Source organism: Pseudomonas sp. NPDC090752, from assembly GCF_055584805.1.
In genome coordinates this window covers 25,565-38,816 of sequence record NZ_JBVJLI010000025.1, presented here as the reverse complement: position 1 = coordinate 38,816, position 13,252 = coordinate 25,565, and the positions used below count along the sequence as shown (strand labels likewise).

Genomic DNA, 13,252 nt, shown 5'->3' with positions numbered 1-13,252 from the left:
TTACTCCTTCGCCTCATTGCGGCCCAGGTGGAAGGCAGTGACCGCTGCCGCGAGCAGCAGCATCGAAGCCAGTTCGACCACCAGCAGATAGGGGCCGAACAGGCTGATGCCCACTTCTTTCGGGCCCACGGTGGTGCCGCTGATGCCAGCGCCGCTTGGTGCGACGAACAGCACGTACAGCAGCTCGAGCAGCAACAGCGTGCCGAGGATCACAGGCCCCGCCCAGATACCGGGTTTGAGCCAACCGCGCTCCTGGGCGACCGAAGCCGGCCCGAGGTTGAGCATCATCACCACGAAGACGAACAGCACCATGATGGCGCCAGCGTAGGCGATCACTTCCAGGGCGCCGGCGAACGGCGCACCCAGGGCGAAGAAGATCATGGCCACGGAAATCAGCGAAATGATCAGGTAAAGCAAGGCGTGCACGGGGTTGGTGCCGGTCACCACACGCAGGGTGGAGACCACGGCGATCCCGGATGCGAAGTAGAAAGCGAATTCCATCTTTCTGTCCTTATGGGAGCAAGCTCTTCACGTTGATCGGCTCGGCTTCGTTCTGTGCAGTGCCTTTTGGCTTGCCAGCGATCGCCATACCCGCAACACGGTAGAAGTTGTAGTCAGGGTTCTTGCCGGGGCCGGAGATCAGCAGATCTTCTTTCTCGTACACCAGGTCCTGACGCTTGAACTCGGCCATTTCGAAATCCGGAGTCAACTGGATCGCGGTGGTCGGGCACGCTTCTTCACACAAGCCACAGAAGATGCAGCGCGAGAAGTTGATGCGGAAGAACTCCGGGTACCACCGACCGTCCTCGGTCTCGGCCTTCTGCAGCGAGATGCAGCCCACCGGGCAGGCCACCGCGCAGAGGTTGCACGCCACGCAGCGCTCTTCGCCATCGGGGTCGCGGGTGAGGACGATGCGGCCGCGGTAGCGCGGCGGCAGGTACACGGGTTCTTCGGGGTACTGCAGGGTGTCGCGCTTGCGGAACCCGTGGGAGAACACCATGGCCAGGCTGCGCAGCTGTGTGCCGGTGCCCTTAACGATGTCGCCGATATACTTGAACATGGGTCAAATCCTCACTGGGCCGCGACGGCTGGCGTGTTGTAAAGCACGATCGCAGCGGTCACCAGCAAATTGATCAGGGTCAGCGGCAGGCAGAACTTCCAGCTGAAGTCCATCACCTGGTCATAACGTGGGCGCGGGATCGAGGCGCGCAGCAGGATGAACAGCATGATGAAGAAGCCGGTCTTCAGGGCAAACCACAGGAACGGCAGCTGCGGCAGCAGGTCGAACGGACCGTGCCATCCACCGAAGAACAGGGTTACCAGCAGCGCCGAGATCAGGATGATGCCGATGTACTCACCGACAAAGAACATGCCCCATTTCATGCCGGCATATTCGATGTGGTAGCCGTCGGCCAGTTCCTGTTCCGCTTCCGGCTGGTCGAACGGGTGACGGTGAGTCACGGCGACGCCAGCGATGAAGAAGGTGCAGAAGCCGAAGAACTGCGGAATGATGAACCACAGGTTCTGGGCCTGATATTCAACGATGTCGCGCATGTTGAACGAACCCACCTGCACCACCACGCCCATCAGCGCCAGGCCCAGGAATACTTCGTACGACACGGTCTGCGCCGAAGCCCGCAAGCTGCCCAGCAGGGCGTACTTGTTGTTCGACGACCAGCCGGCGAACAGCACCGCATACACCGAAAGACCGGCCATGGCGAAGAAGAACAGCAGGCCGATGTTCAGGTCGGCGACGCCCCAGCCTGGGGTGATCGGGATGATCGAGAAGCCGATCAGCAGGGCGCTCATGGCCACGACCGGCGCCAGGGTGAAGATCATCTTGTCGACGAAGGGCGGGTTCCAGTCCTCCTTGAAGAACATCTTCAGCATGTCGGCGGCGATCTGGAACATGCCGAACGGGCCGACACGGTTCGGACCATAGCGGTCCTGCCACCAGCCCAGCAGGCGTCGTTCGACGAAGCTGAGCAGTGCGCCGCAGACCACCACGGCCAGTAGCACCACGATGGCCTTGACGACCTGAATGATCACATCGATCACTTCGGGGGTGAACCAGCTCATTGTGCTGCCTCCTGCAGGCCTTCGACGGATGCACCGAAGATGGCTGGCGGAATGCCGGCCAGGCCTTTCGGCAGCGCGACCAGGCCAGCGCCCAGCTCTTCATTGATACGCAGCGGCAGGCGCAGGGCGACACCGGCGACGTTCAGGCTCAGCAGCGCGCCTTCGTTGACGCCCAGGCGGTCGGCTTCGGACTTGGCCAGGGCCACGTAGGCAGGCTGGATGCGCTCTTGTACCGGGGCGGCGCGCGAGGAGCTTTCTTCGCTGCCGAACAGGTGGAAGAACGGTACTGCGGTCCAGGTGCCACGGGCCGGGTTGAAGGCGCCCGGGATGGCGTTGAACCAGTTCAGGCGATCGCCTTGCGATTCGATCAGGCGCACGCCCGGGTCACCGGCACGCAGGTGGCCACCGACCTCGTCCTGGAACTTGTTCCAGGCTTGCGGCGAGTTCCAGCCCGGCGACCAGGCGAACGGCACTTGCTGGCGCGGTTCGGCGGAACCCGAGTAGCCTTCCATCGAGAAGGCGAACGCGGTGTCCTTGTCTTGCGGGGTACGCGGCTCGTGCACGCTGATGTTGGCGCGCATGGCGGTACGGCCGGAGTAACGCAGCGGCTCACGAGCCAGCTTCATGCCCTTGATGCGGAACGCGGCGCTTGGTGCGGCGTTGACGATGCCGGCCAGTTGCGGGGCGGCTTCGGCGCAGGCGCTGGTGACGTGGTCCAGCTGGGTCCAGTCGACCGGCTTATTGAGCAGGGTGGCACGCAGGGCGTGCATCCAGCGCCAGCCTTCGTGGACCAGGATGCTGCTGTCCAGGTACTGCGGGTCGAACACCTGGAAGAAGCGCTGGGCACGGCCTTCCTGGCTGACCAGAGTGCCGTCGCCTTCGGCGAACGAGGCCGCTGGCAGCACCAGGTGGGCGCGTTCGAGGGTTGCCGTGCTGGAATGATCGGCGACGATCACTACTTTGGCGGCAGCCAGGGCAGCATTGACCTTGGCGGCCGGTACGCGGGTGTACAGGTCGTTTTCCAGGACCACGATGGCGTCGGCCTTGCCGCTGATGACCGCATCCAGCGCGGCATCGATGGACTCACCGCCCATCATCGCCATGCCGAGGCTGTTGGCCTCAGGCACGACCAGGCTCAGCGAACCGTTCTTCTCGCGCAGCTTCAGGGCCTTGGCGATGTTGGCGGCAGCTTCGATCAGCGCCGGGTCGGCCAGGGAAGTACCGGCAATCACCAGTGGGCGCTTGGCCGCGACCAGGGCGTCGGCAATGCGCTGGGCCAGGGCGTTGGCTTCATCGTCCAGGCCGGCTACTGCAGGTGCGCTCGGGTCGATGGCGTGGGCCACGGCGAAACCGATACGGGCCAGGTCGGCGGGGGCGGCGTGCACGCATTCTTCGGCGACGTCGTCCAGCTTGGTTTCAGCCAGCGAAGCAATGAACAGCGGGTACAGCGCATGCTGGCCGATGTTCTTCACTGCGGCGTCCAGCCAAGGCTGGACTTTCATCGCCTCGGCCATGGCTTCGGCCTTGCCTTTGGTAGCCTGGCGCACGGCCAGGGCAACGCGGGCGGCGGTCTGGGTCAGGTCTTCACCGAGCACGAATACCGCGTCGTGGTCTTCGATGTCGCGCAGGGTCGGCACCGGCAGCGGGCTGTTGTTCAGCACGCTCAGGGCCAGGCGCACGCGGGCCAGTTCGCCGGCTTCCATACCGGAGTAGAAATAGTCGGCGCCGACCAGCTCACGCAGGCCGTAGTTGCTTTCGAGACTGGCGCGTGGCGAACCGATACCGACGATGGTACGGCCGCGCAGCAGGTCGGCGGCCTTGTCCAGGGCGGCGTCCAGGCTCAGCTTGGTGCCATCGGCCAGGCGTGGTTGGCGTGGGCGGTCGGTGCGGTTGACGTAGCCATAGCCGAAGCGGCCACGGTCGCACAGGAAGTACTGGTTGACCGAGCCGTTGAAGCGGTTCTCGATCCTACGCAGCTCGCCGTAGCGCTCGCCCGGGCTGATGTTGCAGCCGCTGGAGCAGCCATGGCAGATGCTCGGGGCGAACTGCATGTCCCACTTGCGGTTGTAGCGCTCGGAGTGGGTCTTGTCGGTGAACACGCCAGTCGGGCAGACCTCGGTCAGGTTGCCGGAGAATTCGCTCTCCAGCACGCCGTCTTCAACGCGGCCAAAGTACACGTTGTCGTGGGCGCCGTAGACACCCAGGTCGGTACCACCTGCGTAGTCCTTGTAGTAACGCACGCAGCGGTAGCAGGCGATGCAGCGGTTCATCTCGTGGGCGATGAACGGGCCGAGGTCCTGGTTCTGGTGGGTACGCTTGGTGAAACGGTAGCGGCGCTCGTTGTGGCCGGTCATTACCGTCATGTCCTGCAGGTGGCAGTGACCGCCTTCCTCGCACACCGGGCAGTCGTGCGGGTGGTTGGTCATCAGCCACTCGACGACGCTGGCGCGAAACGCCTTGGACTCTTCATCTTCGATGGAGATCCAGGTGCCGTCGGAGGCAGGGGTCATGCAGGACATGACGATACGACCGCGGGTGTCGTTCTCGTCGGTGTACTGCTTGACCGCACATTGCCGGCAGGCGCCGACGCTACCGAGCGCCGGGTGCCAGCAGAAATAAGGGATATCGAGGCCGAGCGACAGACAGGCCTGTAACAGGTTGTCTGCACCGTTGACTTCGAGCGCTTTGCCGTCTACGTGGATAGTGGCCATTGTTCAAAGTTCTTCGTTGGCCCGCGTGAGCGGGCGTGGCTAATGGAAATCTGTACGCCTGCAGGCACGCCACGAATCACTCGGGCCGGCCAGCGGGCTGGCGGGTGGCACGGACCACCCGCCGTCTATCTTTTTATGCGCCGACTACAATCGGCCCGGCCTGGAGGGGCTTGGCCAGGTTAGGGCGCAGGGTGTCGGCAGCGCTTGCTGGCGCGACACCGGCCTCGAACTCGGACCGGAAGTATTTGATGGCACTGCCCAAGGGCTCGACGGCACCCGGTGCGTGAGCACAGAAGGTGCGGCCTGGGCCGAGGAAGTTGACCAGACCCAGCAGGGTCTCGATGTCTTCAGCGCGGCCCTGGCCGTTCTCCAGCGCGCGCAGCATTTTCACGCTCCACGGCAGACCGTCACGGCAAGGGGTGCACCAGCCGCACGATTCGCGGGCGAAGAACTCTTCCATGTTGCGCAGCAGCGAGACCATGTTGACGCTGTCGTCGACCGCCATGGCCAGGCCAGTACCCATGCGGGTGCCGACCTTGGCGATGCCACCGGCGTACATTTGCGCGTCGAGGTGCTCGGGCAACAGGAAGCCGGTACCGGCGCCGCCTGGCTGCCAGCACTTGAGCTTGAAGCCGTCGCGCATGCCACCGGCGTAGTCTTCGAACAGTTCGCGGGCGGTGACGCCGAACGGCAGCTCCCACAGGCCCGGGTTCTTCACCTTGCCGGAGAAGCCCATCAGCTTGGTGCCGTGGTCCTCGCTGCCTTCGCGGGCCAGCGACTTGTACCAGTCGTTGCCGTTGGCGACGATGGCCGGCACGTTGCACAGGGTCTCGACGTTGTTCACGCAAGTCGGTTTGCCCCACACGCCAACGGCGGCAGGGAAGGGCGGCTTGGAGCGCGGATTGGCGCGGCGGCCTTCCAGCGAGTTGATCAGCGCGGTTTCTTCACCGCAGATGTAACGGCCGGCACCGGTGTGCACGAACAGCTCGAAGTCGAAGCCCGAGCCGAGGATGTTCTTGCCCAACAGGCCCGCAGCCTTGGCTTCATCGATGGCGCGGTTGAGGTTCTTCGCCGCGGTGGTGTATTCGCCACGCAGGAAGATGTAGCCACGGTAGGCCTTGAGGGCGCGGGCGCTGATCAGCATGCCCTCGACCAGCAGATGGGGCTGTTGCTCCATCAGCATGCGGTCCTTCCAGGTGTTCGGCTCCATTTCATCCGCGTTGCACAGCAGGTAGCGGATGTTCATGGATTCGTCTTTGGGCATCAGGCCCCACTTCACGCCAGTGGGGAAGCCTGCACCGCCACGACCCTTGAGGCCGGAATCCTTGACCGACTGCACGATGTCGTCCTGCGACATCTCGCTCAATGCCTTGCGGGCAGCGGCGTAGCCGTTCTTGGATTCGTACTCGGCCAGCCAGACCGGCTCGCCGTCGTCGCGAAGGCGCCAGGTCAGCGGGTGGGTTTCGGCCGAACGCGCGATGCGGTTGGCCGGGCCGAAGGAAGTAATGGTCATACGTAACCCTCCAGCAGTTTGGTAACGCCAGCCGGCTGCACGTCGCCAAAGGTGTCATCGTCGATCATCAGCGCTGGGGCCTTGTCGCAGTTGCCCAGGCAGCACACTGGCAGCAGGGTGAAGCGGCCGTCGGCGGTGGTCTGGCCGAGGCCGATGCCCAGCTCGCTCTGGATCTGGCTGACCACGGATTCATGGCCGCCGATATAGCAGACCATGCTGTCGCACACGCGGATGATGTGGCGGCCGACCGGCTGGCGGAAGATCTGGCTATAGAAGGTGGCCACGCCCTCGACGTCGCTGGCCGGAATGCCCAGCACATCGCCGATCGCGTGAATGGCGCCGTCCGGCACCCAGCCACGTTCCTTCTGGACGATCTTCAGGGCTTCGATGGACGCCGCGCGCGGGTCCTCGTAGTGGTGCATCTCGTGCTCGATGGCCGAGCGCTCGGTTTCGCTCAGGGCGAAACGGTCTGTCTGGATAAGCGTGCTGTTCATGCTTAGCGGTCCACGTCAGCCATAACGAAGTCGATACTGCCCAGGTACGCAATGAGGTCGGCGACCATGCTGCCTTTGATCACCGAAGGGATCTGCTGCAGGTGCGGGTAGCTCGGGGTACGGATCCGGGTGCGGTAGCTCATGGTGCCGCCATCGCTCGTCAGGTAGTAACTGTTGATGCCCTTGGTCGCTTCGATCATCTGGAACGACTCGTTGGCCGGCATGACCGGGCCCCACGAGACTTGCAGGAAGTGCGTGATCAAGGTTTCGATGTGCTGCAAGGTGCGCTCTTTCGGCGGCGGCGTGGTCAGCGGGTGGTCCGCCTTGTACGGGCCTTCCGGCATGTTGCGCAGGCACTGGTCGATGATGCGGATACTCTGGCGCATCTCCTCGACACGGACCATGCAGCGATCGTAGGCATCGCCGTTATGGGCCAGCGGTACTTCGAACTCGAAGTTCTCGTAGCCGGAGTAGGGGCGAGCTTTACGCAGGTCGAAGTCGCAACCGGTGGAGCGCAGGCCAGCACCGGTGGTGCCCCATTCCAGCGCTTCCTTGGTGTTGTACGCGGCGACGCCGACGGTACGGCCCTTGAGGATGCTGTTCTGCAGGGCGGCCTTGGTGTACTCGTCGAGACGCTTGGGCAGCCAATCGACGAAGTCCTTGACCAGCTTGTCCCAGCCGCGCGGCAAGTCGTGGGCGACGCCACCGATGCGGTACCAGGCCGGGTGCAGGCGGAAACCGGTGATCGCTTCGATCACGGTGTAGGCGCGCTGGCGGTCGGTGAAGGTGAAGAACACCGGGGTCATGGCGCCGACGTCCTGGATGTAGGTGCCCAGGAACAGCAGGTGGCTGGTGATGCGGAAGAATTCGGCGAGCATGATGCGAATCACGTCGACCTTCTGCGGCACCTGAATGCCCGCCAGCTTCTCTACTGCCAGTACGTACGGCAGGTTGTTCATCACCCCGCCGAGGTAGTCGATACGGTCGGTGTAGGGAATGAAGCTGTGCCAGGACTGACGCTCGGCCATCTTTTCGGCACCACGGTGGTGGTAGCCGATGTCCGGGACGCAGTCGACGATCTCTTCGCCATCCAGCTGCAGGACGATACGAAATGCACCGTGGGCAGACGGGTGGTTCGGGCCCAGGTTGAGGAACATGTAGTCCTCGTTGGCGCCCTGACGCTTCATGCCCCAGGCTTCCGGGTTGAAACGTGCCGACTCCTCTTCAAGCTGCTGCTTGGCCAGGGTCAGGCTGTAGGGGTCGAACTCGGTGGCTCGGGCTGGGTAGTCCTTGCGCAGCGGGTGACCTTCCCAGGTCGGCGGCATCATGATGCGGCTCAGGTGGGGGTGGCCGGCAAAGTCGATGCCGAACATGTCCCAGACTTCACGCTCGTACCAGTTGGCGTTGGGCCAGATGCCGGTCACGGTCGGCAGGTTCAGGTCGCCTTCGCTGAGCGACACCTTGATCATCACGTCGCTGTTACGCTCGATCGACATCAGGTGGTAGAACACGCTGAAGTCGGCCGCCGGCAGGCCGCGACGCTGGGTACGCAGGCGCTCGTCGACGCCGTGCAAGTCGTACAGCATGCTGTACGGTTTGGCCACGCCGCGCAGGAAGCTGAGCACCTCTTTGAGCTGGGCGCGCTTGACCCACAGCACGGGCATGCCGGTGCGGGTTTCCTGGGCGACGAATGCTTCGGCGCCAAAACGATTGTTCAGTTCGACGACCACATCCTGGTCGTCAGCCTTGTAGGGCGGAATATAAATAGCGTTGTCCGCTGTCATGGTCTCGGTCGCTTTGGGTCAACGTTAAGAATGAAGCCAGGCCGCCGGCTCCTTATGGGAGCGGGCGGCAGGTCGCTGGATCAGACTTCGTCGGGGCTGCGCAGGTTGGTCACGGCAATGCGCTGCTCACGACGCAGGTCTTTCTGGGCTGGCATCTCGGCACGGTAAATACCTTGATCACCAACAACCCAGGAAAGCGGGCGTCGTTCTTGGCCGATCGACTCCTGCAGCAGCATCAAGCCTTGCAGGAAAGCCTCAGGGCGTGGCGGGCAGCCAGGCACATAGACGTCCACGGGGAGGAACTTGTCGACCCCCTGAACGACCGAGTAGATGTCGTACATGCCACCGGAGTTGGCGCACGACCCCATGGAGATGACCCACTTCGGTTCGAGCATCTGCTCGTAGAGGCGCTGGATGATCGGCGCCATCTTGATGAAGCAGGTACCGGCGATGACCATGAAGTCGGCCTGACGCGGCGATGCCCGGATGACTTCGGCGCCGAAGCGGGCGATGTCGTGGGGCGCCGTGAAGGCCGTGGTCATTTCCACGTAGCAGCAGGACAGGCCGAAGTTGTACGGCCAGAGGGAGTTCTTGCGACCCCAGTTGACCGCGCCACGCAGCACATCTTCGAGTTTCCCCATGTAGATGTTCTTGTGGACCTGGTCTTCCAGCAGTTGGTCGGTGACGGTTTCCCGATCACCTACCGGGTACTGCTCGTTGGGCGCATCCGGGTCGATTCTGGTGAGATTGTATTGCATTGCCAAAGCCTCATTGTTTCAGCTTCGCTTGCCGCTTGCGGCGACCTTCGGGAGCCCAATCAAGAGCACCGACGCGCCATAGGTAGACAAGACCTGCCAACAGAATTGCTATGAAAACGAGAGCTTCGACGAACCCGGTCCAGCCGCTTTCGCGGACGGACACAGACCATGCAAAGAGAAAGAGGGCTTCGATATCGAAGATCACGAACAGCATCGCGACCAGATAGAATTTGGCGGACAGGCGCAGGCGGGCGCTGCCGACGGGCAGCATTCCGGATTCGAAGGGTTCGTTCTTGGCGCGGCCCCAAGCCTTGCTACCGAGCAGGCTGGACAGGCCGAGCATGAAGGCGCACAGGCCGACGACACCCAGAAGGAAGATGGCAAAGCCCCAGTTGTGGGCGATGAGTCCTGCCGAATCGGACATGCTAGAGATCCTTATACAGAGACCCAGCTCTGCAGTCTGAAATAAGTAAAGCGGCGACGTGGTGTCGCAGGTGCAGTGACCAAATGTCGCAGCTGAATCAATCGGGCTGATTTTATGGGTAAACCCGGTGCAAGTAAAATTTCCGTTGCAAATTTATTCGTAGCATTTAGAACAAAACCTGTTCGTAACTGGCTGAAAGCCTTGATATTCGGGCATTGCGACTGGTTTTGTTAATTATGTTTCTTGCGAGTGGTAACGAATTACAAGTTGCGTAATGATAATTAATATCATTTGACCTGATGCTCTGTAATTGGGCTGTTCTGAGGCTTGTAAAGTTCATCTGGCTATTGGCCCCACTTGCAAATGCGAAAGACTCGTGTTCTATCAGTTTTTTGAGGTTGGGGTACCGCTCTGGGTCAATGGTTTGGCGGTTGGGTTGAAGCATAGACGGGATATGGGGGCTTGGCTGGGAGGGGGATTGCGTTGGGGCTGAGAGGTGCTCGCCACGACGGTTTCGGCGTTCATGAGATCGAGCGCCGCCCGCGCGGCGCTTCGCGGGGCAAGCCCGCTCCCAGATCCACCTTCGGCCAATCATGTCAGTGGCATATCCACTGTCAGCCTTGGTGCATGGCCTGAGGTAGAAGAGACTCAAACAGCATCCGCCTCGATATCGAGTCGGACAAACAAGGCGGACAGTGAAGAGGTCACAGGCATGACTGGCCGAAGGTAGACAGTGGGAGCGGGCTTGCCCCGCGAAGCGCCGCGCTGGCGGCGCTCGGTCTCATTGGCGCTGAAGCTGTTGTGACAGCCACAAAAAAGCCCGGGGCTCTCACAAGCCCCGGGCCTCCTTCACCACCTACACTATCAGTGGAACTGCTCTTCCTCAGTCGACCCGGTGAGTGCAGTCACCGACGAAGCCCCACCCTGAATCACGGTGGTCATGTCATCGAAGTACCCAGTACCCACTTCCTGCTGGTGCGCTACGAAGGTATAGCCCTTGCTGGCGTCAGCGAACTCCTGCTCCTGCAGCTTCACGTAGGCGGTCATGTCGTTGCGGGCGTAGTCGTGCGCCAGGTTGAACATGCCGTGCCACATGTTGTGGATGCCGGCCAGGGTGATGAACTGGTGCTTGTAGCCCATTGCCGACAGCTCGCGCTGGAACTTGGCGATGGTCGCGTCGTCAAGGTTCTTCTTCCAGTTGAAGGAAGGCGAGCAGTTGTACGACAGCAGCTGGTCCGGGTATTCCTTCTTGATCGCTTCGGCGAAGCGGCGGGCTTCGTCCAGGTCCGGCTTGGCAGTTTCACACCAGATCAGGTCGGCGTACGGTGCGTAGGCCAGGCCGCGGGCGATGGCCTGGTCGAGGCCGGCGCGCACTTTATAGAAGCCTTCACGGGTACGCTCACCGATCACGAACGGCTGGTCGTACGGGTCGCAGTCGCTGGTCAGCAGGTCGGCGGCGTTGGCGTCGGTACGGGCCAGAATGATGGTTGGTACGCCCGAAACGTCGGCAGCCAGGCGTGCTGCAACCAGTTTCTGTACGGCCTCCTGGGTGGGTACCAACACCTTGCCGCCCATATGGCCGCATTTTTTCACCGAGGCCAGCTGGTCTTCGAAGTGCACGCCGGCGGCGCCTGCTTCGATCATGTTCTTCATCAGCTCGTAGGCGTTCAGGACGCCACCGAAGCCGGCTTCTGCGTCAGCCACGATAGGCGCGAAGTAGTCGATGTAGCCTTCATCGCCTGGGTTCTTGCCCGCTTTCCACTGGATCTGGTCGGCGCGGCGGAACGAGTTGTTGATGCGCTTGACCACGGTCGGTACCGAGTCGACCGGGTACAGCGACTGGTCTGGGTACATGGACTCGGCCGAGTTGTTGTCGGCGGCCACCTGCCAGCCAGACAGGTAGATAGCCTGGATGCCGGCTTTTACCTGCTGCACTGCCTGGCCGCCGGTCAGGGCACCCATGCAGTTGACGAAATCTTTTTCAGGGCGGAAGGACGGGTGGGCACCTTCGGTGACCAGCTTCCACAGTTTTTCTGCACCCACGCGGGCCAAGGTGTGCTCTGGCTGCAGGGAGCCACGCAGGCGAACGACATCGGCGGCGGTATAGGTACGGGTCACGCCTTTCCAGCGCGGGTTTTCGGCCCAGTCTTTCTCGAGGGCTGCAATTTGCTGTTCGCGTGTCAGTGCCATGGAAATAAACCTCGTCGCATCGATCTTGGGGTAATTGTGCTGATGCTCACGAAGCGAATCAGGGGCCTGGCGGCTGTCCTGTCCGGGGGAGTGCGGCGGCGAACGCGAAGGCTCGAAGGGGGAAGGAGGTGCAGGCCGGGCGAGGCGGTACTCCGGCAGGTCGGCTCGTGGATGCCTTGCTGCGGTGCTACGCGATTGCCAGTACTGCGGTGATGCGCTTCCGTCCCTCGGGACAACTTCTCGTTGCAGTCGCAATCCCGTCGAACCGCCTTGTGGGCCGTATAGACACGAGGTGTCTCCAAGGGTGGTAGGAGTACGCCTCGAAGGCCCTTGCCAGGGCCCCTGATTAGCGGGAGCGAGGCCATCATGCCCTTGCCAAAAACGGCCTGTCAAATGTTTTGTAGTGCTTTTTTCTTCTTACTACATCTTTGGTCTAATGCGACTTGGCGGTCAGTTTCAAGGCCTTGGGTCGAGGCCTTGAATTGCTTGGGATCAGTCGAGAAGGTCGACTTTGACACGTAAAGTCATGTTTTCACCCCGTTGGGTGCTGTAAGTGCGACTTGACGGGCTGCGGTCGGCCTGGCTCTGCTGATTGAAGCCAGCCAGGGTGATCCATTCGCCCAGCCTTCCGGTAACGGTCGTGTCGGTACTTTGCACTTTTACTACATCAGCACGTTCCTGGCTCATTCGGTCATTATTGCTGCTTATTTGCAGACGAACCGTTTCGCCGCTCAGGCTTGGGGTGACGTAGAATCCTTGGGTGACGTTGCGGTATTCGGTGTCGCTCTGAATACGCCCGTAGCCATCGGTGCTGGTGCTGGTGATCGGGATGCTCTGGCCGACCTGGATCAGCGCTGGCTGGCCTTCGCTGGCTTGAACTTGCTGCAGGCCGCCGTCTCGATTGCTGGTGCCGTAATGGATGACACGCGCATTGCCGCGGTTGTCTTGAAAGTTGCTGTCGTTATTGTCGACACTGATCAGCAGGCGCTTGGGCGCAGTGTCCAGTTGCTGAAGCAGTGCGCGCAGGTCGTCGATGCGCTCGGGGGGGGCGTTGACGATCAGCTTGTTCTCGAAAGCATTGACGCTGCCGTCCTTGCCGATGAAGGACTGTGCGGCGGGCAGCAGTTCGGCGCTGCTGCGGTAATGCAGTGGCAACACTTCGGTGGCGGCTTGAGCGGCCAGGCTCGCAGCCAGCAGCAGCGAGGCGAAAAGAGGGCGTAGCGGCATGTCCATGATCTCCGCAGGTGGAATGGACATGATGGCAAATTTGTCGGGTTCTTGCCGGGTCGGTGGCGGTGA

The 13,252-nt window shown here is 62.1% G+C and carries 11 protein-coding genes; all 11 read right to left on the bottom strand.

Features of this window, described 5'->3' with window-relative positions; genetic code table 11:
* Window positions 1-501 (bottom strand): NADH-quinone oxidoreductase subunit J, encoded by a 501-nt coding sequence (gene nuoJ / locus ACZ6YA_RS24120; protein WP_019470483.1) that lies wholly within the window; start codon window positions 499-501, stop codon window positions 1-3.
* A gap of 10 nt (window positions 502-511) precedes the next feature.
* Entirely contained in the window at window positions 512-1,060 is a 549-nt protein-coding gene (nuoI, locus tag ACZ6YA_RS24115; protein WP_465900073.1) for an NADH-quinone oxidoreductase subunit NuoI, read from the bottom strand.
* 11 nt (window positions 1,061-1,071) lie between these two features.
* Window positions 1,072-2,079, bottom strand: coding sequence for an NADH-quinone oxidoreductase subunit NuoH (gene nuoH / locus ACZ6YA_RS24110; RefSeq protein ID WP_400802003.1), 1,008 nt, complete (start codon window positions 2,077-2,079; stop codon window positions 1,072-1,074).
* A complete protein-coding gene (gene nuoG, locus ACZ6YA_RS24105) occupies window positions 2,076-4,790 on the bottom strand; it encodes an NADH-quinone oxidoreductase subunit NuoG (protein ID WP_465900070.1) in 2,715 nt (904 codons plus the stop codon). The genes nuoH and nuoG overlap by 4 nt, the downstream gene beginning before the upstream one ends.
* Before the next feature lie 133 nt (window positions 4,791-4,923).
* Window positions 4,924-6,303, bottom strand: a complete 1,380-nt coding sequence (gene nuoF / locus ACZ6YA_RS24100) for an NADH-quinone oxidoreductase subunit NuoF (protein WP_465900067.1) — start codon at window positions 6,301-6,303, stop codon at window positions 4,924-4,926.
* Window positions 6,300-6,797: an NADH-quinone oxidoreductase subunit NuoE gene (gene nuoE, locus ACZ6YA_RS24095; RefSeq protein WP_019470486.1), complete on the bottom strand. Its 498-nt coding sequence runs from the start codon at window positions 6,795-6,797 to the stop codon at window positions 6,300-6,302. Before nuoE ends, nuoF begins: the two co-directional genes overlap by 4 nt.
* Before the next feature lie 2 nt (window positions 6,798-6,799).
* Window positions 6,800-8,581, bottom strand: coding sequence for an NADH-quinone oxidoreductase subunit C/D (nuoC, locus tag ACZ6YA_RS24090; RefSeq protein ID WP_465900065.1), 1,782 nt, complete (start codon window positions 8,579-8,581; stop codon window positions 6,800-6,802).
* Between the two features lie 80 nt (window positions 8,582-8,661).
* On the bottom strand, window positions 8,662-9,339 hold the full coding sequence (locus tag ACZ6YA_RS24085) for a NuoB/complex I 20 kDa subunit family protein (RefSeq protein ID WP_172227868.1): 678 nt from the start codon (window positions 9,337-9,339) through the stop codon (window positions 8,662-8,664).
* A 10-nt stretch (window positions 9,340-9,349) separates the two neighbouring features.
* Window positions 9,350-9,763, bottom strand: a complete 414-nt coding sequence (locus ACZ6YA_RS24080; protein ID WP_003251427.1) for an NADH-quinone oxidoreductase subunit A — start codon at window positions 9,761-9,763, stop codon at window positions 9,350-9,352.
* Between the two features lie 864 nt (window positions 9,764-10,627).
* Complete coding sequence (gene aceA / locus ACZ6YA_RS24075) at window positions 10,628-11,953, bottom strand: isocitrate lyase (RefSeq protein ID WP_401082853.1); 1,326 nt, start codon at window positions 11,951-11,953, stop codon at window positions 10,628-10,630.
* 492 nt (window positions 11,954-12,445) lie between these two features.
* Window positions 12,446-13,210, bottom strand: a complete 765-nt coding sequence (locus ACZ6YA_RS24070; protein WP_465900062.1) for a secretin N-terminal domain-containing protein — start codon at window positions 13,208-13,210, stop codon at window positions 12,446-12,448.
* Between the last annotated feature and the right edge of the window lie 42 nt (window positions 13,211-13,252).

What these genes read in the sequence shown, in the direction of transcription:
- nuoE (WP_019470486.1), bottom strand. Translation starts at nt 6,797, where the DNA reads ATGAACAGCACGCTTATCCAGACAGACCGTTTCGCCCTGAGCGAAACC.
- nuoF (WP_465900067.1), bottom strand. Translation starts at nt 6,303, where the DNA reads ATGACCATTACTTCCTTCGGCCCGGCCAACCGCATCGCGCGTTCGGCC.
- ACZ6YA_RS24070 (WP_465900062.1), bottom strand. Translation starts at nt 13,210, where the DNA reads ATGTCCATTCCACCTGCGGAGATCATGGACATGCCGCTACGCCCTCTT.
- nuoG (WP_465900070.1), bottom strand. Translation starts at nt 4,790, where the DNA reads ATGGCCACTATCCACGTAGACGGCAAAGCGCTCGAAGTCAACGGTGCA.
- aceA (WP_401082853.1), bottom strand. Translation starts at nt 11,953, where the DNA reads ATGGCACTGACACGCGAACAGCAAATTGCAGCCCTCGAGAAAGACTGG.
- nuoH (WP_400802003.1), bottom strand. Translation starts at nt 2,079, where the DNA reads ATGAGCTGGTTCACCCCCGAAGTGATCGATGTGATCATTCAGGTCGTC.
- ACZ6YA_RS24080 (WP_003251427.1), bottom strand. Translation starts at nt 9,763, where the DNA reads ATGTCCGATTCGGCAGGACTCATCGCCCACAACTGGGGCTTTGCCATC.
- ACZ6YA_RS24085 (WP_172227868.1), bottom strand. Translation starts at nt 9,339, where the DNA reads ATGCAATACAATCTCACCAGAATCGACCCGGATGCGCCCAACGAGCAG.
- nuoJ (WP_019470483.1), bottom strand. Translation starts at nt 501, where the DNA reads ATGGAATTCGCTTTCTACTTCGCATCCGGGATCGCCGTGGTCTCCACC.
- nuoI (WP_465900073.1), bottom strand. Translation starts at nt 1,060, where the DNA reads ATGTTCAAGTATATCGGCGACATCGTTAAGGGCACCGGCACACAGCTG.
- nuoC (WP_465900065.1), bottom strand. Translation starts at nt 8,581, where the DNA reads ATGACAGCGGACAACGCTATTTATATTCCGCCCTACAAGGCTGACGAC.